Consider the following 26,680-nt stretch of genomic DNA (forward strand, 5'->3'; position numbering starts at 1 on the left):
GATCTCGCGTGCGCCCGGCCCTACGGGGTCCGGGCGCCTACGGGGTCTGGGCGAAACGCGGCGGGACCGTCTTGGCGACCGGTCCCGCCAGATCCGTCAGCGGCCCCATGTCCGTGAACCGGCCCGACAGGGTCACCTCGACGTAGGTCTTGCGGTACGTGGTGGTGAACCGGGCGCCGTCCTCCAGTTCCTCGGAGTACCAGTCGACGCCGTTCACCTCCACCCCGTCCGCCTTCTCACTCTGCAGCCCCGCGGGGCGGGGAACGCCGCAGCGCAGTACGATCGCGGCGTCCCCCCACCCGGCGGTCAGCTCGGAACGGGGCTCGGGGTCCCGGCGGCTCTCACCGGCCACCGACTCCGGCAGCGCTTCGTGCAGCGCCAGGCACAGGGACTTCTCCTCGGCGGGGGGAGCGGGAACCGCGACCGACCGGGGGGCGTCCGTGGAGGAGCAGCCCGCGGCGGCCAGCAACACGGCGGCGAGGGGCAGGAACGGGAGCCGGCGGTGAGTCATCACCGGCCAAGCGTAGACGGGGGCTACAGGTGCACGACGGGGCAGGTGAGCGTACGGGTGATGCCGTCCACTTGCTGGACTTTGGCGACCACCATGCGGCCCAGCTCGTCGACGGTGTCGGCCTGGGCGCGCACGATCACGTCGTAGGGACCCGTCACGTCCTCGGCCTGGATCACTCCCGGGATCTTGGAGATGGTGTCGGCGACCGTCGACGCCTTGCCCACCTCGGTCTGAATGAGGATGTACGCCTGTACCACGGAACCTCCAGGGCGGCCACGAGGATCATGTGGGGAGAAGGGACGCCACGGTATCGCGTCGCCGCGGGCCGCGGGGAGACCCGCGCGTTCCGGAGCGTGCGCAGCGTGGCGTACCGGGCACAGAAGTTGACGGCCGACGGGGCCTACTCGACGGTACCTACAGCGGTGACGGCTCGCGACCGCACGAAGAACAGGTGGGCCGGGCCGTCCGGCGGCACCGCGGCGACGAAGGGCATGACGAGATGAAGGGCACTGTGGGCGAGCTGGGGGAGTTCGGGCTCATCAGGGAGCTCACCTCCAGGCTCACCTCCACTCCCGCGGTACGGCTCGGACCCGGCGACGACGCCGCGGTCGTGGCCGCTCCCGACCGCAGGGTCGTGGCCAGTACCGACCTCCTGCTGGAGGGACGGCACTTCCGGCGCGACTGGTCCACCGCCTACGACGTGGGCCGCAAGGCCGCCGCCCAGAACCTCGCCGACATCGCCGCCATGGGCGCCGTGCCGACCGCGCTGCTGCTGGGCCTCGTGGTCCCGGCCGACCTCCCTGTCACCTGGGCCACCGAGCTGATGGACGGCATCCGCGACGAGTGCCAGGTCGCCGGCGCGGCCGTCGTCGGCGGCGACGTGGTCCGCGGCGAGACGATCACCCTGGCGATCACCGCCCTCGGCGACCTGCGCAACCACGACCCGGTGACCAGGGCCGGCGCGCAGCCCGGCGATGTGGTCGCGTACACCGGCTGGTTGGGCTGGTCCGCCGCCGGACACGCGGTGCTCTCCCGCGGGTTCCGCTCGCCGCGCGCGTTCGTCGAGGCGCACCGCCGCCCCGAACCGCCGTACCACGCGGGCCCGGCCGCCGCGGGGCTCGGCGCCACCGCGATGACCGACGTCAGCGACGGCCTCGTCGCCGACCTCGGGCACATCGCCGAGGCCAGCAAGGTCCGCATCGACCTGCGGTCCGGACTCATCGACATCCCCTCGCAGATGAACGACATCGGTCAGGCCGTCGGCGTGGACCCCCTCCAGTGGGTGCTCAGCGGCGGCGAGGACCACGCGATCGTCGCCACCTTCCCGCCCGACGCGAAGCTGCCCGCCCGCTGGAAGGTGATCGGCGAGGTGCTCAACCCGTCGGCGCTGCCGCAGGTCACCGTCGACGGGGCGCCCTGGACCAGCAAGGGCGGTTGGGACCACTTCGGGGAGGACGCGTGACGCGGCAGGCACCGCCGCGGGTGCTGACCGTCGCCGGATCCGACTCCGGCGGCGGCGCCGGCATCCAGGCCGACCTCAAGGCCATGCTCGCGCTCGGGGTGCACGGGATGAGCGTCGTCACCGCCGTCACCGCGCAGAACTCCCTCGGAGTGCAGGGAGCCTGGGAGCTGCCGGTCGAGGCGGTACGGGCCCAGTACCGGAGCGTCGTGGACGACATCGGCGTCCAGGCCGTGAAGACCGGGATGCTGGCCTCGGCCGAACTCGTCGAGGCCGTCGCGGAACTGCTCGCCGGCACGGACGCCCCCGTGGTCGTCGACCCGGTCGGCGTCTCCAAGCACGGTGACTCCCTGCTCGCCGCCTCCGCGCTCGAATCCGTCCGCACGAAGCTGCTGCCGACGGCAACCGTCGCGACCCCCAATCTCGACGAGGTCGTCCAGCTCACCGGCGTGCGCGTGCGGGGCGAGACCGACCTGCGCCGCGCCGCCGACGCGCTGCTCGCCCTCGGGCCGCGCTGGGCGCTGATCAAGGGCGGTCATCTCGCCGGGGACGCGGTGGACCTGCTCACCGACGGCACCGCGGAGCACTGGCTGCGCGCCCCGCGACACGACAACCGGCACACGCACGGCACGGGCTGCACCCTCGCCTCGGCCGTCGCGGCCGAACTCGCCAAGGGACGGGACGTCCCGGAGGCCGTGTCGGCCGCCAAGACGTACGTGACGGGCGCGATCGCCGCGGGCTTCGCGCTCGGCGGGGGGATCGGGCCCGTCGACCACGCCTGGGAACTGCACCGGCCCGCCCGCTGACGACGCCTTCCGTGCGCGGCGCTCGCCGACGGGCGGACCGCGCCGCGCACGGTGACGGGCACGGCGAAAAGCCGGCCCACCGAGAGGTGGACCGGCTTTCAAGGCAACCGGAGGGCTGCGCTACGACGAAACGTCGGCGGGATCATCCCCGCACGAACGCGGGGAGCATCTCTTAGCGCGAGACCTTGCCGGCCTTGATGCACGAGGTGCAGACGTTGAGCCGCTTCGGCGTCCGACCGACCACGGCACGCACGCGCTGGATGTTCGGGTTCCAGCGACGGGACGTACGGCGGTGCGAGTGGGAGATGTTGTTGCCGAAGCCCGGCCCCTTGCCGCAGACGTCGCAGTTGGCAGCCACGGGTCACTCCAAAGACTTCAGATGCACTTACAGTGAAATCCGGCGTGCCGGAATCAGTGGTCTGAAGTGGCTTGCCGGGGGAATGGCCCGATTTTCATCGGGCAACCGGAGCAGCATACAACGGCTGCGCCCGTGGAACGAAACTACCACGGTCACCCACGCCCCCACCCCGGCCCCGGGCACGGACCGGTCTACCCTGCGGTGCAGCCCAGCCTCCCGCCCACGTCCGCCCCGCGGTGTGGAGGGACTGCCGAAGGAGGACCTCGTTGCCCCAGCCCCTCGATGCCCTGGCGGTCCGCACCTGGTGCTCACTCGCTCTGGACGCGCTGGGCCGGGAGCGCGAGGAGATCGACGCGATCAACGTCTACCCGGTCGCGGACGGTGACACCGGCACCAACCTCTATCTGACCGTCGAGTCCGCGGCCACCGCGGTGGAGGCGGTGTTCGCGGCGTACGAGACCGGCTCGGCCGCCCCCGCCCTCGCCGACGCCGTGCGGGCCATGGCGCACGGGGCGCTGATCGGGGCGAGGGGCAATTCGGGGACGATCCTCGCGCAGTTGCTGCGCGGTATGGCCGAGGTGCTGGGGCAGCGGGACGGAGGGGCCGCCGAGGCGCTCCTGCGGGCGGCGGAGTCCGCCCGCGAGGCGGTGGCGCACCCCGTGGAGGGCACGATCCTGAGCGTCGCCTCCGCCGCCGCCCGGGCCGCGGACGGCACGGCGCCGGGGGACGACGCGGCTGCCGTCGCGGCGGCCTACGCGGGCGCGCGCCGGGCCCTGGAGGAGACGCCGGGACAGCTCGAAGTGCTGGGCCGGGCCGGCGTCGTCGACGCGGGAGGGCAGGGCCTGGTGGCGGTGCTGGGCGCCCTGGCGGAGGCGGTCACGGGCGAGGCCTCGGTGCGCCCCGCCGTACGGCACCACCCGGCCGTGACGACGGCCGCCGAGCCGTGCGCCGACGGAGGTCCGGCCTTCGAGGTGATCTACCTCCTGGAGGCCGGTGACAGCGCCGTGGCCCGGCTGAGGTCCAGGCTCGACGCGCTCGGTGACTCGCTGGTCGTGGTCGGCGGGGACGGTCTGTGGAACGTCCACGTGCACGTCGACGACGCGGGCGCGGCGGTGGAGGCCGGTGTGGAGGCGGGCCGGCCGTACCGGATCCGGATCACCCACTTCGCCGCGGCGGAGCACCCCGAGGCGCGCGAGCGGGTCCAGCGGGCCGTCGTCGCCGTGGTGCCGGGGGAGGGGCTGGCCGGGCTGTGCACGGAGGCCGGCGCGACGACGGTGCTCGCCCGGCCCGGTGAGCCGCCCGCCAGCGGTGAACTCGTCGACGCGATCCGGCGGGCGCACGCCCGCGAGGTCGTGCTCCTCCCGAACGACGCCGATCTGCGCCACACGGCGGCCGCCGCGGCCGAACAGGCCCGCACCGAGGGCGTCCGGGTCGCCCTCATCCCGACCCGCTCGGCGGTCCAGGGCATCGCCGCGCTCGCCGTGCACGAGCCCGAGCGCCGCTTCGACGAGGACGTCGTCGCCATGACCTCGGCCGCGGGCGCGACGCGCTACGGCGAACTGGCCGTGGCGGAACGGCAGTCCTTCACGTCGGCGGGCGTGTGCCAGGCGGGGGACGTGCTGGGGCTCATCGAGGGCGACGTGGCGGTGATCGGCGCGGACCTCGCGACCACCGCCGAAACGGTTCTGGACCGCATGCTCTCGGCGGGCGGCGAACTCGTCACCCTGGTGCTCCCCGAGGACGCCCCGCCGGAGCTGGGCGACCGGCTGGAGGCGCACGTGCGGGCGGGCTACCTGGCCGTGGACACGGTGATCTACCACGGCGGCGCGGGCGCCCCGCTCCTCGTCGGCGTGGAGTGACCGTCCGCCCACGCCGGTGGCGCCGGGCCCCCGGGCCGGCGCACGGGGGCGGCGGTCCCGTACGTGCCGGGGAACGCGCCGTTCCCGCGGGCAGGAGACGGTTGTCGGTGCGGTGGTGTGCAATGGACCGCGTGCTGGACGAACCGCTGACCAAGACGCTCGGCCCCGCGACCGCCAAGGTCATGGCCGAGAACCTCGACCTGAGTACCGTCGGTGATCTGCTGCACCACTACCCGCGCCGGTACGAGGAGCGCGGCCAGCTGACCCGGCTCGCCGAACTGCCCCTGGACGAGCACGTCACGGTCGTCGCCCAGGTCGCCGACGCCCGCGTGCTCAAGTTCAACGGCGGGCGAGGCCAGCGGCTGGAGGTCACCATCACCGACGGCAGCGGACGGCTGCAGCTCGTGTTCTTCGGGCGCGGCCTTCACCGGCCCCACAAGGACCTGCTGCCCGGCACCCGCGCCATGTTCGCGGGCAAGGTCTCCATGTTCAACCGCAAGCTGCAACTCGCCCACCCCACGTACGAACGGCTCGACTCAGAGAGCGGCGAAGGGGCGGTCAGCGCCTTCGCCGGCAGGCTCATCCCGATCTACCCGGCCTGCAAGGGCCTGGAGTCCTGGAAGATCGCCAAGGCCGTCGACGCCGTCCTCCCGCACGCGACGGAGGCCGTGGACCCACTGCCGGCCGCGCTGCGCGAGGGCCGCGGCTTCGTCCCCCTCCCGCAGGCCCTGCTCAAGATCCACCGCCCGCAGACCAGGGCCGACGTGGAGGACGCGAAGCAGCGCCTCAAGTGGGACGAGGCCTTCGTCCTCCAAGTCGCCCTCGCCCGGCGGCGGTACGCGGACGCACAGCTTCCCGCCGTCGCCCGCCGGCCGGTGCCGGACGGGCTGCTCGACGCCTTCGACGCGCGGCTGCCGTTCACACTCACGGAGGGCCAGCGGAAGGTGTCCGCCGAGATCTTCGGCGACCTGGCCACGGAGCATCCGATGCACCGGCTGCTCCAGGGCGAGGTGGGCAGCGGCAAGACCCTGGTCGCGCTGCGGGCCATGCTCGCCGTCGTCGACGCGGGAGGGCAGGCGGCGATGCTCGCGCCCACCGAGGTCCTCGCCCAGCAGCACCACCGGTCGGTCGTCGAGATGATGGGCGATCTCGCCGAGGGCGGGATGCTCGGCGGCGCCGAGCGGGCCACCAAGGTCGTGCTGCTCACCGGATCCATGGGCGCCGCAGCCCGCCGGCAGGCCCTGCTCGACCTGGTCACCGGCGAGGCGGGCATCGTCATCGGCACCCACGCGCTGATCGAGGACAAGGTTCAGTTCCACGACCTGGGCCTGGTCGTCGTGGACGAGCAGCACCGCTTCGGCGTCGAGCAGCGCGACGCCCTGCGGGGCAAGGGCAAGCAGCCACCGCACCTGCTGGTCATGACCGCCACCCCGATTCCCCGCACGGTCGCCATGACGGTCTTCGGCGACCTGGAGACGTCCGTGCTGGACCAGCTGCCGGCGGGACGCTCGCCGATCGCCTCGCACGTGGTCCCGGCCGCGGACAAGCCGCACTTCCTGGCGCGGGCCTGGGAGCGGGTGCGCGAGGAGGTCGAGAACGGCCACCAGGCCTACGTCGTCTGCCCGCGGATCGGCGACGACCTCGACCCGTCCGCCGAGGCGCGGGGCAAGTCGCCGGAGGACGAGGCCGAGAAGCGGCCGCCGCTGGCCGTGCTGGACGTGGCCGGGCAGCTCACGGCCGGCCCGCTGAAGGGCCTGCGCGTGGAGGTGCTGCACGGCCGCATGGCACCGGACGACAAGGACGACGTGATGCGCCGCTTCGCCGCGGGCGAGGTGGACGTGCTCGTCGCCACGACCGTGATCGAGGTCGGGGTGAACGTGCCCAACGCCACGGCCATGGTGATCATGGACGCCGACCGCTTCGGCGTCTCCCAGCTCCACCAGCTGCGAGGCCGGGTCGGCCGGGGCTCGGCCCCCGGGCTCTGCCTGCTCGTCACGGAGATGCCCGAGGCGAGCCCGGCGCGCGGCCGGCTCGCCGCGGTGGCCGCCACCCTGGACGGCTTCGAGCTCTCCCGGATCGACCTCGAACAGCGCCGCGAGGGCGATGTGCTGGGCCAGGCCCAGTCCGGGGTGCGCTCCTCGCTGCGGGTCCTCGCGGTCATCGAGGACGAGGAGATCATCGCCGCGGCCCGCGACGAGGCGGTGTCCGTCGTCGCCGCCGACCCGGAACTGGAGGGGCTCCCGGAACTGCGGACGGCACTGGACGCACTGCTGGACAAGGACCGCGAGCAGTACCTCGACAAGGGCTGAGCGGAGGGCGGGCACCCGCGGCGTCCCGAGCCCCGGCGCCCGCGGGCCGCACCGGGTCCGGACGGGCTCCGCGCCGCGCCGAGCCCATATCGTGGAGGTGACCGGATCGGTCCGATCGCCACGACCAGGCCGTCGAGCCGATCGAGCCCCGTCTTCCGCGAAGGACCCAGATGACCCGCGTGATCGCCGGCGCGGCCGGCGGACGCCGCCTGGCCGTGCCGCCGGGCAACGGCACCCGCCCCACCTCCGACCGCGCGCGGGAGGGCCTGTTCTCCACCTGGGAGTCACTGCTCGGCACACTCCGCGGACTGCGCGTGGCGGACCTGTACGCGGGCTCCGGAGCCGTCGGCCTGGAGGCGCTGTCGCGCGGCGCGTCGCACGCCCTGCTCGTCGAGTCCGACACCCGCGCCGCCCGCACGGTCAGGGAGAACGTGCGCACCCTGGCCCTGCCCGGCGCCGAGGTCCGCACCGGCCGGGCCGAGCAGATCGTCCAGGGACCGCCGCCGGCGGACCCGTACGACGTCGTGTTCCTCGACCCGCCGTACGCCGTCACGGACGACGATCTTCGCGAGATTCTCCTCACACTCCGCTCGGGAGGCTGGCTCGCGGAGGACGCCGTCGTCACCGTTGAGCGCAGCACCAGGGGCGGTGAGTTCGCCTGGCCCGACGGGATGGAGCCGTTGCGGGCCCGTCGCTACGGCGAGGGGACGCTTTGGTACGGTCGCGCCGCCTCTTCGTGCGAAGACGCACCATGACCGGACCGGAGAGCGAGGGACTTCAGTTGCGCCGCGCCGTCTGTCCGGGGTCGTTCGACCCCATCACCAATGGACACCTCGACATCATCGCCCGCGCCTCCAAGCTGTACGACGTCGTGCACGTCGTGGTGATGATCAACCAGTCCAAGCAGGGACTGTTCACCGTCGACGAGCGGATCGAGCTGATCCGCGAGGTCACCGCCGAGTACGGCAACGTCGAGGTCGAGGCCTACCACGGCCTGCTCGTCGACTACTGCAAGGAGCGGGACATCCCCGCCATCGTCAAGGGCCTCCGGGCGGTCAGCGACTTCGACTACGAGCTGCAGATGGCCCAGATGAACAACGGTCTGTCGGGTGTCGAGACGCTGTTCGTGCCGACCAGCCCGACCTACAGCTTCCTGTCTTCCTCCCTGGTCAAGGAAGTCGCGGCCTGGGGCGGGGACGTCTCCCACCTGGTGCCGCCGGCCGTCCTCTCGGCACTGACCGAACGGCTCCCGAAGAAGTGACGCGGGAGACGGCACGGACGGCCCCGTCCTGACGTGCCGTCACCCGGTGTCGGACCGGCGCCGACTGGCCGTACAGTCGTTGCGTCCGGCTCCAAATCGGCTGTAGTGACTGTAGAGAGTGGCGAGCACACGGTGGACGTGCAGAAGAAGCTCGACGAGATCGTCGAGGCGGTCGGGAACGCCCGGTCCATGCCCATGTCGGCCTCCTGCGTGGTCAACCGCGCCGAGCTGCTCGCCATGCTCGAAGAGGTGCGGCACGCCCTGCCCGGCTCGCTCGCCCAGGCCCAGGAGCTGATCGGCGACCGGGAGCAGATGGTGGAGCAGGCCCGCCAGGAGGCCGAGCGGATCATCCAGGCCGCCCACTCCGAGCGGGGCTCGCTGGTCTCCGGCACGCACATCGCCCGGCAGTCCCAGGAGGAGGCCGACCGGATCCTCGCCGAGGCCCGCCGGGAGGCCGAGGAGATCCGCGCCGAGGCCGACGACTACGTCGACTCCAAACTCGCCAACTTCGAGGTCGTCCTCAACAAGACCATCGGCTCCGTCGACCGGGGCCGCGAGAAGCTGCTGGGGCGGGGCTCCGGGCCGGCCGACCAGGGCTACGCGGACCCCGCCGACGACGACGCCCCCGAGTACAGCGCCGACCCGCAGACGCTGATCCAGCGCGCGGACGACTACGTCGACGCCAAGCTGGGCGCCTTCGAAGCGGTGCTCTCCAAGACGCTGGAGGCGGTCGGCCGGGGCAGGCAGAAGCTGCACGGCCGGATCGCGACGGACGATCTCGGCGCGCACATGGCCGCTCAGGAGGCCGCCGGCAGCGTGCAGCACACCAGCGACGCCGACTACCTCGCCGGGCTCGCGGAGCTGGCGGCCCCGGAGCCGCAGATGCAGCAGCCGCAGGCCCCGCAGCCCCAGATCCCGGCGCAGGCCGACCCGTACGGCTACCAGCCCGCGGCGGCCCAGGCCCAGGCCCAGGACATGTACGCGTACCAGCAGGACCCCTACGCGGGCGGCTACGGACAGCAGCAGGCCTACGACCCGGCGTACGCCCAGGGTTACGGCCAGGATCCGTACGCCGGAGGCTACGGCGCCCCGCAGCAGCAGCAGCAGCCGCAGCACGCCCATCCCGGCCAGGCGCAGCCCGCCTCGCTGGACGAGACGAGCTTCTTCGACACGGGCATGATCGACATGGAGCAGCTGAGGCGCTACGAGCAGGGCCGCTGAGCCGGTACGGACCGGATTGGGCTTGAAGCGAACGGTCCAGTATCCTGGCTCTTCGGTCGCGCGAGCGTGGATTGATGCTGCGCTGGAATCGTGGCCTCCCACACTCGATCCGAAAGCAGGAAGAGCCCTGAACGCCCGCCTCGACCACCGCAACCCCCTCGTGTTCGACACGCACGAGCTGGGCCGGCGGCCCGGTGCGCTCCAGCGGGTCTCCCGTTCCGTTCAGGCGCCCGCCGCGCCGGCGGTCCTCGGCATCGAAGGGGTCATCGGCGTTCCCGAGGGCGCGCCTGTGGAGCTTGAGCTCCGCCTCGAGTCCGTCATGGAAGGGGTGCTCGTCACAGGCACCGCCCGTGCCACGGCCGAGGGGGAGTGCGTAAGGTGTCTGGAGCCGCTGCGCCATGAGGCCGTGGCGGACTTCCAGGAGATGTTCTCGTACCCCGACGCCGACGACCGGGGCCGCGCCAAGGCGCCGGAGCCCGGCGACGACGCCGAGGACGAGGACATGATCTTCCTCGAGGACGGACTGTTCGACCTCGAGCCCGTGCTGCGTGACGCGGTGGTGCTCGCACTGCCGATGCAGCCGGTGTGCCGGGAGGACTGTGCAGGGCTGTGCTCCGACTGCGGGGCCAACCTGAACGACGACCCGGACCACCACCACGACGCCGTCGACATTCGTTGGGCGGCACTGCAGGGACTCGCCGATTCACTCGGAACCGGTGAGAAGGACAAGAAGAGCGGCGACGCGCCTCGATCAGCACGCGTCGACGAGAAGCAGGAGAAGTAGCCGTGGCTGTTCCGAAGCGGAAGATGTCGCGCAGCAACACGCGCCACCGCCGGTCGCAGTGGAAGGCTGCGGTCCCCACCCTGGTTTCGTGTGAGCGTTGCCAGGAGCCGAAGCTGCAGCACATCGCGTGCCCGAGCTGCGGCACCTACAACAAGCGCCAGGTCCTCGAGGTCTGAGCGGCTGGTGAGAGGCACGATGTCCGACAGCATCAGTTCTGCCTCGTCCCACACGCTTCTGGAAGGGCGGCTCGGGTATCACCTCGAGTCCGCCCTTCTGGTACGTGCGCTGACCCATCGTTCGTACGCGTACGAGAACGGCGGTCTGCCCACCAACGAGCGGCTGGAGTTCCTCGGGGACTCGGTGCTCGGCCTGGTGGTCACGGACACGCTGTACCGCACCCACCCCGACCTGCCCGAAGGCCAACTGGCCAAGCTGCGGGCCGCGGTGGTCAATTCGCGTGCGCTGGCGGAGGTCGGCCGTGGCCTCGAACTCGGGTCCTTCATCCGCCTCGGCCGGGGTGAAGAGGGCACGGGCGGGCGGGACAAGGCGTCCATCCTCGCCGACACCCTGGAAGCGGTGATCGGCGCGGTCTATCTCGACCAGGGCCTCGACGCGGCGTCCGAGCTGGTGCACCGGCTCTTCGACCCGCTGATCGAGAAGTCCTCGAACCTCGGTGCCGGCCTGGACTGGAAGACCAGTCTCCAGGAACTCACGGCCGCCGAAGGGCTCGGAGTGCCCGAGTACCTGGTCTCCGAGACGGGTCCGGACCACGAGAAGACCTTCACTGCTGCCGCCCGCGTCGGTGGTGTCTCGTACGGCACCGGCACCGGCCGCAGCAAGAAGGAAGCGGAACAGCAGGCGGCGGAGTCCGCGTGGCGCGCGATCCGCGCCGCCGCGGACGAGCGCGCGGCGGCGGCGAAGGCCGCCGAAGCCGCCGGGGCCGAGGAGGCCGCGGAGGCCGAAGGGGCCGCCGACACCCCTTCACCCCGCGCCACCGCCTGACGGTTCGCTTCCGGACCCCGCCGCGCCTCGCGCGGCGGGGTCCTTTCTTTCCCGCGGCCTTTACCGCCGACGGCACACGCCTCCTCCGGCGTGCTCCGCGGCCTACGTGCCGTGCGTACGAGGGCCCGTGTTCCGGGCGGGCGGCCGTCCTTCCGGCGGCCGGGCCCGCAGCCCGGGCCAAGGCGGCGCGGAGGTACGCTGCGAACGTCGAGTCGGTCGAGATCCGGAGGAGATACGTGCCCGAGTTGCCCGAGGTGGAAGTGGTGCGGCGGGGACTCGAGCAGTGGGTCTCCGGGCGGACCGTCGCCGGTGTGGAGGTCCTGCACCCGCGGGCCGTGCGCCGGCACCTGGGCGGCGGGACGGACTTCGCGGCGAGGCTCCGGGGGCACCGGATCGGAACCGCCCGGCGGCGCGGGAAGTACCTCTGGCTGCCGCTGGAGGACGGCGGGAGCGCCGTCCTCGGTCATCTCGGCATGAGCGGGCAACTGCTCGTCCAGCCGGAGGCGGCCGCGGACGAGAAGCACCTGCGGATCCGGATCCGCTTCGAGGACGACCTCGGCACCGAACTCCGCTTCGTCGACCAGCGCACCTTCGGCGGTCTCTCGCTCCACGACACCACCCCGGACGGACTGCCGGACGCGATCGCGCACATCGCCCGGGACCCTCTCGACCCCGACTTCGGCGACGCGGCCTTCCACACGGCACTCCGGCTGCGCCGGACGACGATCAAGCGCGCCCTGCTCGACCAGTCCCTGATCAGCGGTGTGGGCAACATCTACGCCGACGAGGCCCTGTGGCGCGCCAGGCTCCACTACGACCGCCCCACGGCCGGTCTGACCCGCCCGCGGTCCGCCGAACTCCTCGGCCACGTACGGGACGTGATGAACGCCGCCCTCGCCGTCGGCGGCACCAGTTTCGACAGCCTCTACGTCAATGTGAACGGCGAGTCGGGGTACTTCGACCGGTCGCTCGACGCGTACGGGCGCGAGGACGAGCCCTGCCGCCGCTGCGGTACGGCCATGCGCCGGCGTCCCTGGATGAACCGCTCCAGCTACTTCTGCCCGCGCTGTCAGCGCCCGCCGCGGCCGCCCCGCTCGCTGCCGCGCGTCGCGTCGTAGCGTCCGCGCGCATCCAGCACCTCGGGCATCCGCCCCTCCACGAGACGGATCAGACCGAGGAGCCGCTCGGCGACCTCCCGGCCGAGCGGGGTGAGTTCGTAGTCGACCCGCGGCGGGTTGGTGGGCTGCGCCTCGCGGTGGACGAGCCCGTCCCGCTCCAGCGCGTGCAGCGTCTGCGAGAGCATCTTCTCGCTGACGCCGTCGACGCGCCGCCGCAGTTCGTTGAAGCGGGACCCGCTCTCGTACAGCGCGCCCAGCGTCAGGCTGCCCCAACGCCCGGTCACATGCTCCAGAGTGCCGCGCGACGGGCACTGCCGGTCGAACACGTCGAAGGCGAGGGCGTCGTCCATGCCCGCCACCCTACGCCCGGGAAGCGCTCACCCACAGGGAGCGCTGTGCCCCGCAAAGCAGGGACGGCCGCGGCTGTACGGGGCTGTCGGTGACGCGTACTAGCGTGCCCGACACCGTCCGTCGATCTTCGTACACCGGAGGAGCCACGATGCCCGGACATACCCCCGAGCCGCCCGCGACGGATCTGCGTTCCCTGATACCGGAGTACGCGGGTCTTGCCCGGGAGACCACCCTCCTCAACCCGGAGCCCGGCGAACCCGGCGTGCGGGAGAGCTCGCTGGGAGGCGAGTTGCTGTGGCCTGCGGACGAGTCGTGGCCGTACTGCGCGCAGGAGGACCACTGGACGTACGGGTCCGACTGGCGCAACCGCACCGAGATCGTCCCGGGTGCGGTACCGATGGTGCCGATCCTCCAGCTGTTCGCCAAGGACGTGCCGGGGCTGGACTTCCCGGAGGGGAAGGACCTGCTGCAGCTGGTGTGGTGCGCGCTGATCCACGAACAGGACCCCGGGCCGGTGATGCCGCAGCTGTACTGGCGCAACGAGGCGGAGATCCTGGCCGGAGGGCTGCTGTCCGAGATGCCCGGGGTGAGCGAGGGGGAGTACGACGAGGACAACATGCCGGAACCGTCCACGTTGTCCCCGACGACCGCTGAGGACTGTCCGCGGTGGCACGATCTGCCCGACGACATGCGGGAGGCATGGGAACTCCGGCTTCGGGAGCCGACGGGCGGCATCGTCCGGCCGCCCGACGCCAACATCATCGGGACGAAGGTCGGCGGGTGGCCGGCCTGGACGCAGCCCGCCGACTGGCCGGACTGCGAGTGCGGACACCGCATGGAGCACTTGCTGACCATCACCGGCGACATCCAGCTGGGCGACTGCGGCGGCGTCTACTTCTTCCACTGCCGCCGGTGCCCCGGCCTGCCCTGGGACTGGCGTTTCGACTGCCACTGACGACTCAGGCCGGTGGGGCGGGTTCGGCGGTGTCCCGACGGTCCGGGGCCGACGCGGGTTCCACGCCGTGGACGGTACGCCCCCGGTGCCTGCCGGCCGGGCTCACGCGGCACCCCAGTGGACGCCGTCCGGGCCGCCCCGGTGGCCGAAGACGGCCCCGGGGCGGCCCGGAGGGTGTGCGGGTCGCCGACCCGCGAGGTGCTCTCAGAAGCCGAAGTCCTGCGTCCACCAGGGACCGCCCTGGGCGAAGGAGACCCCCACGCCCAGCGTCCGGTAATCGCAGTTGAGGATGTTGGCGCGGTGGCCGTCGCTGTTCATCCAGGCGTTCATGACGGTCCGGGCATCGGCCTGACCGCGGGCGATGTTCTCGCCGCCCAGTCCGCCGACGCCGGCCTGCGCGGCCCGGTCCCAGGGGCCGTCGCCCTCCGGGTCGGTGTGGTCGAAGAAGTCGCGCGCCGCCATGTCGGAGCTGAACCTGCCGGCGAGACGGGCCAGCGAGGAGTCCGGGCGTACCGGGGCGCAGCCCACCTTGGCGCGCTCCTTGTTGACCAGGGCCAGCACCTCGGCCTCTGCCGCGGTCTCGCCCGACGGTGCCTTGGGCCGCGGCTCTGCCGGGGCGGGTACGGCACGGCGCGTGGGTGCCGTCTTCCGCTCCGCCGCCTTGTCCCCGGAAGCCTCGGCGCTCCGGGGCGCGGCCGGGGGCTTGGCCGCGGGCGCCTTCTTCACCGGCGGCTTCGGCTTCGGCGCGCTCGCCGACGGTGACCCCTGCTTCGACTTCTCCGTCGTGGAGGACATGCCCTTCGACGGGCGGGGTGCCGCCTCGGCCGTGGTGCGCTCCGACGGGGTCACCGAGGCGCCGCCCTGGGCGGCGAGGTCACCGGGAGCCGCCTGGCGCACGTGCTGCGCGGCGGTCTTCTCGCTTCCGGCGGTGAACACGTCCCCGCCGGGCAGCAGCCCGGCCGCGACGGCGACGGTGCCCACCGCGGCGGCGGCGGCGATCCCGAGCAGTCCGGTGCGTACGGGCCCGGGAACCCGCTTCTTCCGGCGGTGGCGTCCCATCCGCTCGCCCTTCCGGTCTCGACTTCAGCTGGATAAGTGGAAGGACTCGCCCGAACGGGCGAAGTCCGTTGCGTCGCGACTGTACGCGATGTCGGGATCGGGCGATGTGACCCGACTGGCATTGACCGATGCGTGTCCGTGTAGGTTTCGCGCATGCATGAGCACGCACGTATGACCGCATGGGTACGCGGTCGCGTACAGGGAGTGGGATTCCGCTGGTTCACCAGGGAAAACGCTCTGGAGATCGGCGGTCTTCGCGGCTTCGCGCTCAATCTCGACGACGGCAGGGTGCAGATCGTGGCGGAAGGTCCACGTGAGAATTGCCACCGTCTCCTGGAGTGGCTGAGGTCGTCCGACACGCCCGGTGCCGTCCTCGGTGTCACCGAAATCTGGGGTGATCCGCGAGGGGTCTACGAGGGATTCGCGATCCGCTGATCGGAAGACCCGGAACACGGGCACACGATGTGTTCATCCGACTGCCCACAGCATGCGTGTTCGAAAGAAACGTGCTGGTGGTTGCCAATAACGGTCCCGCCGTGCCAGGCTGCGCCAGTAACGATGATCTCCGAGCCCCGGGGCCCGCAGGAGAGCCACCGCCGTGTGTTCCACGGCCGTGAGCCCGCGGCCAGCCCCCGATACGGGGCGTGATCGTGTTGACCGTCAAACTTTTTGGTGAGACGCTGGAAGCCCCGCGCACCCTAGCTGTTTGGCAGCAAAAATCGCAGTGAGCACAAGCGCTGCCGAGCACCGCGGGTGCGAAATCCCTCACGACCCAACCGCATCGGTCGGTCACTCAGTGTGGAGGACCATCCATCATGGCAAAGGCGCTTCTCGGTTACGTCGGCGGTTCCGACCCGCGACTCCTCGCCGAGATGCGACGGCTTCAGCAGCGCGTCCAGGACCTGGAGTCCGAGCTCGTACGGATCCAGTCCGAGAATGACGCGCTGAGCGCTGCCGCCGCACAGCACCATGGCGAGTCGTTGCTCGAAGGCATCGACATCGACGTACCCAAGGGCGAGCCGGCGCTCACCTGATCCCAGATCCTGTGGGGATCCGGTGAGAAACTCTCTCGCACGGCAGGTATGTATGCAAGGGACGCTTCGGCGTCCCTTCTTTCTTTGTTTCCCCCTCTGTAGCGCACTGCTTACCGTCTGATGTGCCCTGCATATTCAGGGATGAAACCGCAGCGCGCCCATGTCGTGGCGGGCCGGAAGCCCTGCGCAGGCGGCGATCTCCGGGCACCTGGAGGTAGAGTCCGGCGGCGTGCACCTCAAGGCCCTGACCCTCCGCGGGTTCAAATCCTTCGCCTCGGCGACGACGCTGCGCTTCGAGCCCGGCATCACCTGCGTCGTGGGGCCGAACGGCTCCGGCAAGTCCAATGTCGTGGACGCGCTGTCCTGGGTCATGGGTGAACAGGGGGCGAAGTCCCTGCGCGGCGGAAAGATGGAGGACGTCATCTTCGCCGGGACGACCGGGCGCCCACCGCTCGGCCGCGCGGAAGTCTCGCTCACCATCGACAATTCCGACGGGGCACTGCCCATCGACTACGCCGAAGTCACGATCACGCGGATCATGTTCCGCAACGGCGGCAGCGAATACCAGATCAACGGCGACACCTGCCGTCTGCTGGACATTCAGGAACTGCTCTCCGACTCGGGTATCGGGCGGGAGATGCACGTCATCGTCGGGCAGGGCCAGCTCGACTCCGTCCTGCACGCGGACCCGATGGGACGCCGGGCGTTCATCGAGGAGGCCGCGGGAGTCCTCAAGCACCGCAAGCGCAAGGAGAAGGCGCTGCGGAAGCTCGATGCGATGCAGGCGAACCTCGCCCGTGTCCAGGACCTCACCGACGAACTGCGGCGGCAGCTCAAGCCGCTGGGACGGCAGGCCGCCGTGGCCCGGAGGGCCGCGGTCATCCAGGCGGATCTGCGCGACGCCCGTCTCCGCCTCCTCGCCGACGACCTCGTACGCATGCGTGAGGCGCTCCGGACCGAGGTGGCCGACGAGGCCGCCCTCAAGGAGCGCAAGGAGAGCGCGGATGCGGAACTCAAGGCGGCCCTGGCCCGTGAGGCGGACCTCGAGGACGAGGTGCGCCGGCTGGCGCCGCGGCTCCAGCGGGCCCAGCAGACCTGGTACGAGCTCTCGCAGCTGGCCGAACGGGTGCGCGGCACGGTGTCACTGGCCGAGGCGCGGGTGAAGAGCGCCACCTCGGTCCCCGCCGAGGAACGGCGCGGTCGTGACCCCGAGGACATGGAGCGCGAGGCGGCGCGGATCCGCGAGCAGGAGGCGGAACTGGAGGCCGCGCTGGAGGCGGCCCAGCGCGCGCTCGAGGACACGGTCGCCCACCGTGCCGAACTGGAGCGCGAACTGGCGGTCGAGGAGCGCCGGCTGAAGGACGTGGCCAGGGCGATCGCCGACCGCCGCGAAGGGCTGGCACGGCTGAACGGCCAGGTCAACGCCGCCCGTTCGCGCGCCGCCTCGGCCCAGGCCGAGATCGACCGGCTGGCGGCCGCCCGTGACGAGGCGCGCGAGCGAGCCGCCTCGGCGCAGGAGGAGTACGAGCAGCTCAAGTCGGAGGTCGACGGGCTGGACGCGGACGACACCGCGCTCGCGGACCGGCACGACGCGGCGAGGCGGGAACTGTCCGAGGCGGAGGCGGCCCTGTCGTCCGCCCGTGAGGAGGCCACGGCCGCCGAACGCAAGCGGGCCGCCGTCGCCGCCCGCCACGACGCCTTGGCCCAGGGGCTTCGCCGCAAGGACGGCACCGGGGCGCTGCTGTCCGCCCGGGACCGGCTCTCCGGCCTGCTGGGCCCCGCCGCCGAGCTGCTGACGGTGGCTCCCGGCCACGAACTCCCCGTCGCGGCGGCGCTCGGGGCGGCGGCCGACGCGGTCGCGGTCGCGGACCCTTCGACGGCGGCCGACGCCATCCGGCTGCTCCGCAAGCAGGACGCGGGCCGTGCGTCCCTGCTCCTCTCCGTGCCCGGACAGGGCGGCGCCCGCCCCGCTGACGACGACGGCGCTGTACCGGAGAGCGGCCCGCCCGCGGCCGCGGCCCCGGCCACCGCCCGGCCGCCCGCCGACGGCGGCGAAGGGGGGACGCGGCCGCCCCGGATCGTGGACCTGGTGGGCGGGCCGCAGGAGCTGATGCCCGCCGTGGCGAGGCTCGTACGGGACATGGTGGTCGTCGGGACCCTGGAGGACGCCGAGGACCTGGTCCGTGCGGAGCCCGGGCTCGTCGCCGTGACCGCCGAGGGCGATGTCCTCGGCGCCCACTTCGCCCACGGGGGTTCGGCAGGCGTGCCGAGTCTCCTCGAGGTGCAGGCGTCGGTCGACGAGGCCGCCGCCGAGCTGGAGGAGCTGGCCGTGCGGTGCGACGAACTCGCCGCGGGTCAGCGCGAGGCCGCCGAGCGGCGCACGGCCTGTGCCTCCCTCGTCGAGGAGTTGGGCGAGCGGAGACGGGCCGCCGAGAAGGAGAAGGCCGGCGTCGCCCAGCAGCTGGGCCGGCTCGCCGGCCAGGCCCGCGGCGCAGCCGGGGAGGCCGAGCGCACGACGGCTGCGGCCGAGCGCGCCCAGGAGGCGCTCGAGAAGGCCCTGTACGAGGCGGAGGAACTGGCGGAGAGGCTGGCGGTCGCCGAGGAGACCCCCGTCGACGAGGAGCCGGACACCTCGGCCCGCGACCGGCTCGCCGCCGACGGCGCCAACGCCCGGCAGACCGAGATGGAGGCTCGGCTCCAGGTGCGGACGCACGAGGAGCGGGTGAAGGCGCTCGCGGGGCGTGCCGACGCGCTGGATCGCGGCGCACGCGCCGAGCGCGAGGCCCGGGCGCGCGCCGAGCGGCGCCGTGCCAGGCTCCGCCACGAGGCCGCCGTGGCGGAGGCGGTGGCGGCCGGTGCCCGTCAGCTCCTGGCGCATGTCGAGGTGTCCGTCGTCCGAGCGGAGCGGGAACGTGCCGCCGCCGAGGCGGCCAAGGCGGAGCGCGAGCGTGAGCTCACCGCCGCCCGTGCGGCGGGCCGCGACCTCAAGAGCGAGCTCGACAAGCTCACCGACTCCGTCCACCGCGGTGAGGTTCTCGGGGCCGAGAAGCGGCTGCGCATCGAGCAGCTGGAGACCAGGGCGCTGGAGGAGCTGGGCGTCGAACCGGCCGGGCTGGTGTCCGAGTACGGTCCCGACCAGCTCGTACCGCCGTCGCCGCCGGCCGAGGGGGAGGAGCTCCCGGAGGACCCCGGGCACCCGCGCAACCAGCCGCGGCCCTTCGTCCGCGCCGAGCAGGAGAAGCGGCTCCGGTCCGCCGAACGGGCGTACCAGCAACTCGGAAAGGTGAATCCGCTCGCCCTGGAGGAGTTCGCGGCCCTGGAGGAGCGGCACAAGTTCCTGTCCGAACAGCTCGAAGACCTGAAGAAGACCCGCGCGGACCTCCTCCAGGTCGTGAAGGAGGTAGACGAGCGCGTCGAGCAGGTGTTCACAGAGGCGTACCGGGACACCGCGAGGGAGTTCGAGGGCGTGTTCTCGCGGCTCTTTCCGGGCGGTGAGGGACGGCTCATCCTGACCGATCCCGACAACATGCTCACCACGGGCGTGGACGTGGAGGCCCGGCCCCCGGGCAAGAAGGTCAAGCGGCTGTCGCTGCTCTCCGGCGGCGAGCGCTCGCTGACCGCCGTGGCGATGCTCGTGTCCATCTTCAAGGCCCGGCCCAGCCCGTTCTACGTGATGGACGAGGTCGAGGCCGCGCTCGACGACACCAACCTCCAGCGACTGATCCGCATCATGCAGGAGCTCCAGGAGAGCTCCCAGCTGATCGTGATCACCCATCAGAAGCGGACGATGGAGGTCGCCGACGCGCTCTACGGCGTCTCCATGCAGGGTGACGGCGTGTCGAAGGTCATCAGCCAGCGGCTCCGCTGAGCCCGGTTCATCCGCGGAGGCGGGCGGGCTCTCCGGATCGTCTGTCGCCTTTGAGGCGAGGTCAGCCCTCCGATCTTCAATACTTGTACACAATCGTGCCCACCGTGGGGTTCCTGTGACTTCCTGACGCCTCTTGACTTCGAAACTTGAACGCATAGTCTCTGCAACGTTGCTATTACCTTCAAGTGGTGGGCGGCGTCATGTTGTGCGCCACTGGAAGAGCTCGCCCCCCCACCCCCGGCACCGTCGCCGGGTGGCCCCAGGAGTACACCGTGACAGGCACACCGCAGGCGCAGGCGTCCGAAGGCCGCAAGGCCAGGCCGGAGCACCTCAGCCATGTCATCTTCATCGCGGCGTCGGCCGCGATGGGAGGCTTCCTCTTCGGCTACGACAGCGCAGTGATCAACGGAGCCGTCGTGGGCATCCGCGACCGCTTCGAGGTGGGCCCCGAATTGCTCGCGCAGGTCATCGCCGCCGCCCTCATTGGCTGCGCGATCGGCGCGGCCACCGCCGGCCGGATCGCCGACCGCATCGGCCGCATCCGGGTCATGCAGATCGCCGCCGTGCTGTTCACCGCCAGCGGGATCGGCTCCGCACTGCCGTTCGCCCTCTGGGACCTGGCCATGTGGCGCATCGTCGGCGGTGTCGCCATCGGCATGGCCTCGGTCATCGCCCCCGCCTACATCGCCGAGGTCTCCCCGTCCGTCTACCGCGGCCGGCTCGCCTCCTTCCAGCAGGCCGCCATCGTCACCGGCATCGCCGTGTCACAGCTGGTCAACTGGAGCATCCTGACCATCGCGGACGGAGACCAGCGCGGTGAGATCGGCGGGCTGGAGGCCTGGCAGTGGATGCTCGGCGTCGAGGCCGTCCCGGCCGTGATCTACGGGCTGGTCTCCTTCGTCATCCCCGAGTCGCCCCGTTACCTGATCTCGATCGGCCAGTACGCCCAGGCGCGCACGGTGCTCCGCGACGTCGAGGGCAAGGCCGTGGACCTGGACAAGCGGGTCGTCGAGATCGAGGAGAACATGCGCCACGAGCGCAAGCCCTCCTTCAAGGACCTGCTCGGCGGCAGGTTCCTCTTCCTGCCGATCGTTTGGATTGGTATCGGGCTGTCCGTCTTCCAGCAGCTCGTCGGCATCAACGTGATCTTCTACTACAGCTCGTCGCTGTGGCAGTCGGTCGGCGTGAACCCGGAGAGCTCGTTCCTCTACTCCTTCGAGACGTCGATCGTGAACATCATCGGCACGGTGATCGCGATGCTCTTCGTCGACCGGATCGGCCGGAAGCCGCTCGTGCTCATCGGCTCCGTCGGCATGGCGCTCTCGCTGGGGCTCGCCGCCTGGGCGTTCTCGTACAAGACGGAGGTCGGCGACCAGGTGTCGCTGCCCAGTCTCCAGGGCACCGTCGCCCTCTTCGCCGCCAACTTCTTCGTGCTCTTCTTCGCACTCTCGTGGGGCGTGGTGGTGTGGGTGCTGCTCGGCGAGATGTTCCCCGGCAAGATCCGCGCCGCCGCGCTGGGCGTCGCAGCCTCGGCCCAGTGGATCGCCAACTGGCTGATCACCGTGACGTTCCCGACCCTCTCGGACTGGAACCTCTCGGGCGCGTACGTCATCTACACGGTCTTCGCCGTGCTCTCGATCCCGTTCATCCTCAAATGGGTGCCGGAGACGAAGGGCAAGGCGTTGGAGGAGATGGGCTAAAACCCCGCTGCCCCTCTCCTCTCGGCCCCACGGCCATGGCACTGCCCCGGTTCAGCCCTTGAGCCGGGGCAGTACCCGTTCGCAGAAGAGTTCGACGCTCCGCCGGCCCTCGTCGGGCGGCATGCCACCGCACAGGGGATGGAGCACGAGGCTCTCCGCCCCGAGCCCGGCGCACTCGTCCGGGGTCAGCACCCGGTAGACGCCCTCCGCCCGAAGCTCGTCCACCGTCGTCGCCGACGACCTCACCGCGGAGCGGATGCCGGAGGACTGCCACGAGGCGTAGGTGCGGGCCTCGTGCAGGAAGTGCTCGCCGTACTCGGCCCACGTCCGGTCCGGGTCCTCGGAGATGTGCAGCAGCGGGGTCTCTGCCGCCGGCATCATGCAGTACCCCTCGGTCCCGTACTCCTCGCGCATCCGGTGGTAGTACGCCTCCAGTTCGGGCAGATGGGCGCTGGGGAAGAACGGCAGCCCGAAGCGGGCGGCACGCCGGGCGGCGGCCATCGACGAGCCGCCCACGAGCAGCAGCGGATGCGGCTGCGTGTACGGACGGGGGGTGACGCGCACCCGCCGTCCGCGGTAGGTGAACTCCTCGCCCGTCCAGGCCGCCGACAGGGTCTCCAGCAGCTCGTCCTGGAGCGCGCCCCGCCGCCGCCAGTCCACGCCGTGGGCGGCGTACTCCTCCGGCCGGTAGCCGATGCCGGCCACGGTGATCAGCCGTCCCCCGCTCAGCAGGTCCAGCACTGCGATGTCCTCGGCCAGCCGCAGCGGATCGTGCAGCGGGCCGATGACGGCCGACACGGTCACCGCGATCCTGCGCGTCGCGCCGAACACGGCCCCGGCGAAGGTGAAGGGGGAGGGGAGCCAGTTGTCGGCGACGCCGTGGTGCTCCTCGGTCTGGACCGTGTCGACCCCGTGCCCGTCCGCGTACGACGCCAGCTCCAGGGCGACCCGGTAGCGCGAGGAGAGGGATTCGGGCGTCGCCGCGGGATCGACGAGGTTGAACCGTACGACTGTGAAGGCCATGACGAACGTCCCCCTCCGCCGGGGTGTGGGAGTGGCGAAGGGGGACGCTAGCTGACGTTGCGTCAGATGGAAACAGTCGTGCGCACCGGCTCTTCCGCCGTGTCCTCGGACGGCTCGGCGGCCACCGGGCCGGCCGTCCGCGGAAGTACCGCGTACAGCGCGGCCGCCACGACGATCGTCACCGCCCAGCCCAGCCCGTTCCTGCCGATCCAGGATCCGGCCAGCGGGCCGCCGAACCAGTCGACCTTGGTGAACAGCAGTCCCACCGGAAGGGCGACCCCCCATGCCGTCATGGCCTGCCAGGCGAACCCGCCCCGGTACCAGTAGGCGCTGCTGCGGCCCGTGTCCATCAGTGCCTCTGCGTCATAGGCGCGCCCGCGCAGCATGTCGGCGCCGAACACCCCGATCCACGCGGAGAACGCGACGGCGAGCAGGGTCAGGAACGAGATGAACGATCCGATGAAGCTCGTCGCCACCACCATCAGCAGGAAGCCGAACACCAGCGAGATGGCCGCGTTCACGCTGACGGCCCAGGCGCGCGGCACGTCGATGCCCAGCGTCTGGGCGGTGAAGCCCGCCGAGTACATCGACATCGAGTTGATCAGCAGCATGCCCACCAGCGCGATGAGCAGGTACGGCACCGAGATCCAGGCGGGCAGCAGCTCGCCGATGAACGACACCGGGTCCTGGGCGGATGCCAGGTCCGGCGTCGCCACTGCCATCACCGCACCCATCAGCACCATGGGCAGTACGACGATCCCGGCGCCGCCGACCGTCGAGCCGACCACGGCGCGGCCGGAGGCAGTGCGCGGCAGATACCGCGTGAAGTCCGGTCCCGACGGAACCCAGCTGATTCCGCCCGCGGCGATGGTGCCGATGCCCGCGATCAGCATCGCCGTCGAACCGGCCGGCCTGGCCAGTACGGCCGGCCAGTCGGTGTTGGCCACCAAATGGCCGAGGACCAGGACGGAGAACCCGCCGAACAGATATGTGGACCACTTGCTGCACACCCGCAGCGCGTTGATGCCGAGACCGGAGACGAGGAAGGTCGCCGCTACGAACAGCACGAGCGTGACGACGATCAGCGCGGTGTTCGGCTCGATGTCGAAGAGCAGGTCGAGCACCGTCAGCAGGGCGTACGCGCCGGTCACCGCGTTGATGGTCTCCCAGCCCCAGCGGGCCACCCAGATGAGGGAGCCGGGGAGGAGGTTCCCACGCTGGCCGAACACCGCACGGGACAGCGCCATGCCGGGCGCGCCCCCGCGTTTGCCGGCGAGTGAGATGAGGCCGACGAGCCCGTAGGAGACGACGGGGGCCGTGACGCCGACGACCAGCACCTGCCAGATGTTGAGGCCGTTGAAGACGATCAGGCCCGCGCCCATGGTCAGCAGCAGGACGCTGATGTTCGCGGCGACCCAGGTCGGGAAGAGCTCTCGGACGTGGCCTGTGCGTTCACCGTCGGGGACGGGCTCGAGGCCACGGGTCTCTATCGCGCCTTCGGACTCGGAGGCGTGCGGCATGAAGAAGACTCCGTACAGGGATGATGGGGGGAGTCCGGGGATGCGGGCCCCGGGAGAGCGCCGACCGCGGCGGTATGGGGCGTCGTCAGGCCGGAGGAGACATCGTAACGTCTCCGGCAAAAGGTCCAAAAATGGGCGCGACCCCTCGTGTGATCCTCTGAGAGGGCTGGACCCCGGTGCCCTTGGCCGATACTGGGTGGCGTTATGGAAATCGTCATCCTTGCTGTAGTCATCGCCCTGGTCGCGGTCGGCGCGATCAGCGGGCTCGTGGTCAGCAGCCGCAGGAAGAAGCAGCTGCCGCCCTCGGCGCCGTCGAGCACGCCGACCATCACCGCTCCGCCTGCCGAGCCGCACGTCGGCGAGGAGGCGGAGACCCCGCGGGAAGAACCCCGCCGCACGATCGAGGAGGTCGACCTCCCGACCGCGGAGGAGGCGGTCGCCGAGCCCTCCGCCGTCGAGGACCCGGTCGTCGCCGAGCCCGAGGCTCCCGCGATCGAGATCCCCGAACCCACCGCGGGCCGTCTCGTACGGCTGCGCGCCCGCCTGGCCCGCTCCCAGAACACCCTGGGCAAGGGCCTGCTCACCCTGCTGTCCCGCGAGCACCTCGACGAGGAGACGTGGGAGGAGATCGAGGACACCCTCCTGACCGCCGACGTCGGCGTCTCGGCGACGCAGGAGCTGGTCGACCACCTGCGCGAGCGGGTGAAGGTCCTCGGCACCCGCACCCCGGACGAGCTGAGGGGGCTGCTCCGCGAGGAACTGCTCCGGCTCATCGGTACGGACGCGGACCGCGCGGTGCAGACCGAGAGCGGCCTGGACACCCCGGGCGTCGTGATGGTTGTCGGCGTCAACGGCACCGGCAAGACCACGACCACCGGCAAGCTGGCCCGGGTGCTGGTCGCGGACGGGCGCAGCGTCGTCCTGGGCGCGGCGGACACCTTCCGCGCCGCAGCCGCCGACCAGCTGCAGACCTGGGGCGAGCGTGTCGGCGCCCGCACCGTGCGCGGACCCGAGGGAGGCGACCCGGCCTCGATCGCCTACGACGCGGTCAAGGAGGGCATCGCCGAGGGTGCCGACGTCGTCCTCATCGACACGGCGGGCCGACTGCACACCAAGACCGGGCTCATGGACGAGCTCGGCAAGGTCAAGCGCGTGGTCGAGAAGCACGGCCCGCTGGACGAGGTGCTGCTCGTCCTCGACGCCACGACGGGGCAGAACGGCCTGGTCCAGGCCCGGGTGTTCGCCGAGGTCGTCGACATCACCGGCATCGTCCTCACCAAGCTCGACGGCACGGCCAAGGGCGGCATCGTCATCTCCGTCCAGCGTGAGCTCGGTGTGCCGGTCAAGCTGGTCGGCCTCGGCGAGGGGCCGGACGACCTGGCCCCCTTCGAGCCGGAAGCCTTCGTCGACGCCCTGATCGGCGACTAACCCTCCGGCGCTCCCTCCGTCCGGCTTTCCGCCGCGCCGCGTCCTCCGCGGCGCGGCGGACGCGTTTCCCGGGCCGGCCCTCAGCCGCGGCAGCGACGAGCCGGATGCGCCGGGAACAGCGTCCGCGGCGCGCTCGCCGCGGGCGGAACCGCGCGCGGAGGGGCGGGAGGCCCGCTCCCGGCGGTGCTCAGGGGGCCGTGGAGCGGTGGCAGATGTACGCGAGTGTCCCCAGGAGCAGCCGGGCCTGCGGCGGAGTCCCGGACGAGCCGAGGGCCGGCGGCCGGAGCCAGCGGGACGGGCCGAGACCGGCGTGGTCGGAGGGCGGGGCCGTCACGTAGTGGCCCGCGCCCAGGCACCGCAGGTCCAGATCGGCGTCGTCCCAGCCCATCCGGTACAGCAGGTGCGGCAGCTCCGGGGCCGCGCCGGGGGCCACGAAGAACTGGGCGCGGCCCGTCGGCGTCGCCGACACGGGCCCCAGTGGCACACCCATCCGCTCGAGCCGCACCAGGGCGCGGCGCCCGGCCGCCTCCGAGACCTCCAGCACGTCGAACGTGCGGCCCACGGGGAGCAGGATCGAGGCTCCGGGCACCTCGGCCCACGCCTTCGCCACCTCGTCGAGGGTCGCACCGGCCGGGACCTCGGGTGCGAAGTCCAGGGGGTGCGCCCCCGGGGCCGGACAGCCGGCGTCCCCGCAGGAGCAGCGGCCCGCCGCGGCCCGTGCGCCCGGGGCGACGTCCCAGCCCCACAGTCCTGTGCACTCGGCCACGGCCGTGCACTCCGTCGCGCGGCCGCGGCGTCGTGCGCCGGGCCGGATCTCCCGGACCCGGGAGCCGCCGATCGTGAAGCCCATGCCTCCTCCAACGGGTCGAACTCGCCGGTGGTTACGACCAGGAGTCTCGCTGTGACGCTGTGTCGCAGTCGCCCCGGCTCGCCGGTGCGGAGTGTCGTTAGGGGTGGCGCGTCCCGCTCCGCGCGCCCCGCCGCGCAACGCTCCGCCTGCTTCCGGTCGTCGTGTGTCAAGTGAATCGCGCCTGGCCGCAGGCGAGTTCATTCG

At 71.9% G+C, this 26,680-nt stretch carries 25 protein-coding genes; 17 read left to right on the plus strand and 8 right to left on the minus strand.

All coding sequences use genetic code 11. From position 1 onward, the window contains the following. Nucleotides 1-37: 37 nt before the first annotated feature. Entirely contained in the window at nucleotides 38-511 is a 474-nt protein-coding gene (locus BLT82_RS10000; protein ID WP_093653528.1) for a DUF3515 domain-containing protein, read from the minus strand. A gap of 23 nt (nucleotides 512-534) precedes the next feature. Then, nucleotides 535-768 (minus strand): Lrp/AsnC family transcriptional regulator, encoded by a 234-nt coding sequence (locus tag BLT82_RS10005; RefSeq protein WP_017947604.1) that lies wholly within the window; start codon nucleotides 766-768, stop codon nucleotides 535-537. A gap of 242 nt (nucleotides 769-1,010) precedes the next feature. On the opposite strand from BLT82_RS10005, the gene BLT82_RS10010 reads away from it, so the two are divergent. Continuing rightward, nucleotides 1,011-1,973 carry a thiamine-phosphate kinase gene (locus tag BLT82_RS10010; RefSeq protein WP_093653657.1) on the plus strand — a complete coding sequence of 321 codons (963 nt, stop codon included), beginning with the start codon at nucleotides 1,011-1,013 and terminating at the stop codon, nucleotides 1,971-1,973. Next, nucleotides 1,970-2,776: a bifunctional hydroxymethylpyrimidine kinase/phosphomethylpyrimidine kinase gene (thiD, locus tag BLT82_RS10015; protein WP_093653529.1), complete on the plus strand. Its 807-nt coding sequence runs from the start codon at nucleotides 1,970-1,972 to the stop codon at nucleotides 2,774-2,776. Before BLT82_RS10010 ends, thiD begins: the two co-directional genes overlap by 4 nt. A 172-nt stretch (nucleotides 2,777-2,948) precedes the next feature. On the opposite strand, the gene rpmB is transcribed toward thiD, so the two are convergent. Continuing rightward, a complete protein-coding gene (rpmB, locus tag BLT82_RS10020) occupies nucleotides 2,949-3,134 on the minus strand; it encodes a 50S ribosomal protein L28 (protein WP_003957616.1) in 186 nt (61 codons plus the stop codon). A 266-nt stretch (nucleotides 3,135-3,400) separates the two neighbouring features. Here rpmB and BLT82_RS10025 point away from each other — a divergent pair, with 266 nt between their 5' ends. The 9 genes from BLT82_RS10025 to mutM all read left to right on the plus strand — a co-directional run bounded on the left by BLT82_RS10025 (nucleotide 3,401) and on the right by mutM (nucleotide 12,688). Continuing rightward, a complete protein-coding gene (locus BLT82_RS10025) occupies nucleotides 3,401-4,993 on the plus strand; it encodes a DAK2 domain-containing protein (RefSeq protein ID WP_093653530.1) in 1,593 nt (530 codons plus the stop codon). A gap of 122 nt (nucleotides 4,994-5,115) precedes the next feature. Beyond that, nucleotides 5,116-7,302, plus strand: a complete 2,187-nt coding sequence (gene recG, locus BLT82_RS10030; protein ID WP_093653531.1) for an ATP-dependent DNA helicase RecG — start codon at nucleotides 5,116-5,118, stop codon at nucleotides 7,300-7,302. 170 nt (nucleotides 7,303-7,472) lie between these two features. Then, the gene (gene rsmD / locus BLT82_RS10035; protein WP_093653532.1) at nucleotides 7,473-8,057 is read left to right on the plus strand and encodes a 16S rRNA (guanine(966)-N(2))-methyltransferase RsmD; all 585 of its coding nucleotides are present in this window, start codon (nucleotides 7,473-7,475) and stop codon (nucleotides 8,055-8,057) included. Continuing rightward, nucleotides 8,054-8,563: a pantetheine-phosphate adenylyltransferase gene (gene coaD / locus BLT82_RS10040; RefSeq protein WP_093653533.1), complete on the plus strand. Its 510-nt coding sequence runs from the start codon at nucleotides 8,054-8,056 to the stop codon at nucleotides 8,561-8,563. Before rsmD ends, coaD begins: the two co-directional genes overlap by 4 nt. A 132-nt stretch (nucleotides 8,564-8,695) precedes the next feature. Beyond that, nucleotides 8,696-9,784 (plus strand): cell division initiation protein, encoded by a 1,089-nt coding sequence (locus BLT82_RS10045; protein ID WP_093653534.1) that lies wholly within the window; start codon nucleotides 8,696-8,698, stop codon nucleotides 9,782-9,784. Between the two features lie 160 nt (nucleotides 9,785-9,944). Further along, complete coding sequence (locus BLT82_RS10050) at nucleotides 9,945-10,568, plus strand: YceD family protein (protein WP_093653535.1); 624 nt, start codon at nucleotides 9,945-9,947, stop codon at nucleotides 10,566-10,568. Between the two features lie 2 nt (nucleotides 10,569-10,570). Beyond that, nucleotides 10,571-10,744 (plus strand): 50S ribosomal protein L32, encoded by a 174-nt coding sequence (gene rpmF, locus BLT82_RS10055; protein WP_003965982.1) that lies wholly within the window; start codon nucleotides 10,571-10,573, stop codon nucleotides 10,742-10,744. 19 nt (nucleotides 10,745-10,763) lie between these two features. Then, nucleotides 10,764-11,570, plus strand: a complete 807-nt coding sequence (gene rnc / locus BLT82_RS10060) for a ribonuclease III (RefSeq protein WP_093653536.1) — start codon at nucleotides 10,764-10,766, stop codon at nucleotides 11,568-11,570. A gap of 236 nt (nucleotides 11,571-11,806) precedes the next feature. Beyond that, nucleotides 11,807-12,688: a bifunctional DNA-formamidopyrimidine glycosylase/DNA-(apurinic or apyrimidinic site) lyase gene (gene mutM / locus BLT82_RS10065; protein ID WP_093653537.1), complete on the plus strand. Its 882-nt coding sequence runs from the start codon at nucleotides 11,807-11,809 to the stop codon at nucleotides 12,686-12,688. Here mutM and BLT82_RS10070 read toward each other — a convergent pair. After that, nucleotides 12,640-13,038, minus strand: coding sequence for a winged helix-turn-helix transcriptional regulator (locus tag BLT82_RS10070; protein WP_093653538.1), 399 nt, complete (start codon nucleotides 13,036-13,038; stop codon nucleotides 12,640-12,642). The two genes, mutM and BLT82_RS10070, sit on opposite strands and share 49 nt — an antisense overlap. Nucleotides 13,039-13,187: 149 nt before the next feature. On the opposite strand from BLT82_RS10070, the gene BLT82_RS10075 reads away from it, so the two are divergent. Then, complete coding sequence (locus tag BLT82_RS10075) at nucleotides 13,188-13,994, plus strand: YwqG family protein (RefSeq protein ID WP_093653539.1); 807 nt, start codon at nucleotides 13,188-13,190, stop codon at nucleotides 13,992-13,994. A gap of 204 nt (nucleotides 13,995-14,198) precedes the next feature. On the opposite strand, the gene BLT82_RS10080 is transcribed toward BLT82_RS10075, so the two are convergent. Beyond that, nucleotides 14,199-15,053: a CAP domain-containing protein gene (locus BLT82_RS10080; protein ID WP_093653540.1), complete on the minus strand. Its 855-nt coding sequence runs from the start codon at nucleotides 15,051-15,053 to the stop codon at nucleotides 14,199-14,201. A gap of 153 nt (nucleotides 15,054-15,206) precedes the next feature. Here BLT82_RS10080 and BLT82_RS10085 point away from each other — a divergent pair, with 153 nt between their 5' ends. From BLT82_RS10085 to BLT82_RS10100, 4 genes are all read left to right on the plus strand, one after another. Next, nucleotides 15,207-15,488: an acylphosphatase gene (locus tag BLT82_RS10085; protein ID WP_093653541.1), complete on the plus strand. Its 282-nt coding sequence runs from the start codon at nucleotides 15,207-15,209 to the stop codon at nucleotides 15,486-15,488. A gap of 380 nt (nucleotides 15,489-15,868) precedes the next feature. Then, entirely contained in the window at nucleotides 15,869-16,087 is a 219-nt protein-coding gene (locus BLT82_RS10090; protein ID WP_093653542.1) for a hypothetical protein, read from the plus strand. A gap of 229 nt (nucleotides 16,088-16,316) precedes the next feature. Continuing rightward, a complete protein-coding gene (smc, locus tag BLT82_RS10095) occupies nucleotides 16,317-19,955 on the plus strand; it encodes a chromosome segregation protein SMC (RefSeq protein WP_093653658.1) in 3,639 nt (1,212 codons plus the stop codon). Nucleotides 19,956-20,227: 272 nt separating this feature from the next. Next, on the plus strand, nucleotides 20,228-21,655 hold the full coding sequence (locus BLT82_RS10100) for a sugar porter family MFS transporter (RefSeq protein WP_093653543.1): 1,428 nt from the start codon (nucleotides 20,228-20,230) through the stop codon (nucleotides 21,653-21,655). A 51-nt stretch (nucleotides 21,656-21,706) separates the two neighbouring features. Here the strand turns inward: BLT82_RS10100 and BLT82_RS10105 are convergent, their stop codons facing one another. After that, nucleotides 21,707-22,678, minus strand: a complete 972-nt coding sequence (locus BLT82_RS10105) for an LLM class flavin-dependent oxidoreductase (protein WP_093653544.1) — start codon at nucleotides 22,676-22,678, stop codon at nucleotides 21,707-21,709. Nucleotides 22,679-22,740: 62 nt separating this feature from the next. Further along, on the minus strand, nucleotides 22,741-24,198 hold the full coding sequence (locus BLT82_RS10110; RefSeq protein ID WP_093653545.1) for a cytosine permease: 1,458 nt from the start codon (nucleotides 24,196-24,198) through the stop codon (nucleotides 22,741-22,743). Between the two features lie 204 nt (nucleotides 24,199-24,402). On the opposite strand from BLT82_RS10110, the gene ftsY reads away from it, so the two are divergent. Then, nucleotides 24,403-25,626: a signal recognition particle-docking protein FtsY gene (gene ftsY / locus BLT82_RS10115; RefSeq protein ID WP_093653546.1), complete on the plus strand. Its 1,224-nt coding sequence runs from the start codon at nucleotides 24,403-24,405 to the stop codon at nucleotides 25,624-25,626. A gap of 187 nt (nucleotides 25,627-25,813) precedes the next feature. On the opposite strand, the gene BLT82_RS10120 is transcribed toward ftsY, so the two are convergent. Then, nucleotides 25,814-26,476, minus strand: a complete 663-nt coding sequence (locus BLT82_RS10120; RefSeq protein WP_093653547.1) for a bifunctional DNA primase/polymerase — start codon at nucleotides 26,474-26,476, stop codon at nucleotides 25,814-25,816. Between the last annotated feature and the right edge of the window lie 204 nt (nucleotides 26,477-26,680).

This window comes from Streptomyces wuyuanensis (assembly GCF_900103455.1).
Lineage (GTDB): Bacteria > Actinomycetota > Actinomycetes > Streptomycetales > Streptomycetaceae > Streptomyces > Streptomyces wuyuanensis.

Bases quoted from the DNA above. Each gene is read 5' to 3' on its own strand.
- BLT82_RS10000 (WP_093653528.1), bottom strand. From the start codon at position 511: ATGACTCACCGCCGGCTCCCGTTCCTGCCCCTCGCCGCCGTGTTGCTG.
- BLT82_RS10010 (WP_093653657.1), top strand. From the start codon at position 1,011: ATGAAGGGCACTGTGGGCGAGCTGGGGGAGTTCGGGCTCATCAGGGAG.
- recG (WP_093653531.1), top strand. From the start codon at position 5,116: ATGGACCGCGTGCTGGACGAACCGCTGACCAAGACGCTCGGCCCCGCG.
- rsmD (WP_093653532.1), top strand. From the start codon at position 7,473: ATGACCCGCGTGATCGCCGGCGCGGCCGGCGGACGCCGCCTGGCCGTG.
- coaD (WP_093653533.1), top strand. From the start codon at position 8,054: ATGACCGGACCGGAGAGCGAGGGACTTCAGTTGCGCCGCGCCGTCTGT.
- rnc (WP_093653536.1), top strand. From the start codon at position 10,764: ATGTCCGACAGCATCAGTTCTGCCTCGTCCCACACGCTTCTGGAAGGG.
- BLT82_RS10070 (WP_093653538.1), bottom strand. From the start codon at position 13,038: ATGGACGACGCCCTCGCCTTCGACGTGTTCGACCGGCAGTGCCCGTCG.
- BLT82_RS10075 (WP_093653539.1), top strand. From the start codon at position 13,188: ATGCCCGGACATACCCCCGAGCCGCCCGCGACGGATCTGCGTTCCCTG.
- BLT82_RS10080 (WP_093653540.1), bottom strand. From the start codon at position 15,053: ATGGGACGCCACCGCCGGAAGAAGCGGGTTCCCGGGCCCGTACGCACC.
- BLT82_RS10085 (WP_093653541.1), top strand. From the start codon at position 15,207: ATGCATGAGCACGCACGTATGACCGCATGGGTACGCGGTCGCGTACAG.
- BLT82_RS10090 (WP_093653542.1), top strand. From the start codon at position 15,869: ATGGCAAAGGCGCTTCTCGGTTACGTCGGCGGTTCCGACCCGCGACTC.
- BLT82_RS10105 (WP_093653544.1), bottom strand. From the start codon at position 22,678: ATGGCCTTCACAGTCGTACGGTTCAACCTCGTCGATCCCGCGGCGACG.
- BLT82_RS10110 (WP_093653545.1), bottom strand. From the start codon at position 24,198: ATGCCGCACGCCTCCGAGTCCGAAGGCGCGATAGAGACCCGTGGCCTC.
- ftsY (WP_093653546.1), top strand. From the start codon at position 24,403: ATGGAAATCGTCATCCTTGCTGTAGTCATCGCCCTGGTCGCGGTCGGC.
- BLT82_RS10120 (WP_093653547.1), bottom strand. From the start codon at position 26,476: ATGGGCTTCACGATCGGCGGCTCCCGGGTCCGGGAGATCCGGCCCGGC.